At 64.0% G+C, this 408-nt stretch carries 1 protein-coding gene and 1 pseudogene; both read left to right on the top strand.

Going from position 1 to position 408, the window contains the following annotated elements:
- A partial coding sequence (locus tag ACTQ05_RS09605; protein ID WP_441538987.1) for an ATP-binding protein occupies positions 1 to 196 on the top strand: 196 nt, incomplete at its 5' end.
- A pseudogene (locus ACTQ05_RS09600) lies at positions 193 to 408 on the top strand (hypothetical protein); the annotation flags it as partial. The gene ACTQ05_RS09605 and the pseudogene ACTQ05_RS09600, both read left to right, overlap by 4 nt.

Here is a 408-nt window from a genome sequence, read left to right as displayed (position 1 = left end):
ATCGACGCGCTACGAGCAGCGCTCGACGATCATCACCACCAACGTGGGGATCAGCGGCTGGGGCAGGGTGTTCGGGGACGACGTGGCGGCGAGCGCGATCGCGGACAGGGTATGCCACCACTGCCACCTGGTCAAGATAACCGGCAGGTCCTACAGGCTGAAGGACCTGCCGAGGGACGGCCCCGTCGAGCCGTGACCGGAATCGGTGAAAATACGTTAGCGCAACCGGTGAAACCGCCTTTGCGCGAACGGCGCGCCTGTTTAGCGAAACTGGTGAAAAATAGATTGACGCTAACAATGAGGAGGAAGAGGAGGCCCTACAGCTCCTATGCGGGCGAGCCGACGCCGGCCCCGCCGAACCTCGTGCGCCGCGACTTCCGCTCGGCCCTGCCGAACTTCCTGTGGCTC

This window comes from Collinsella sp. LCP21S3_A9 (assembly GCF_052118785.1).
In the GTDB taxonomy this organism is placed as follows: domain Bacteria; phylum Actinomycetota; class Coriobacteriia; order Coriobacteriales; family Coriobacteriaceae; genus Collinsella.
This window is presented reverse-complemented; position numbering and strand designations above follow the sequence as displayed.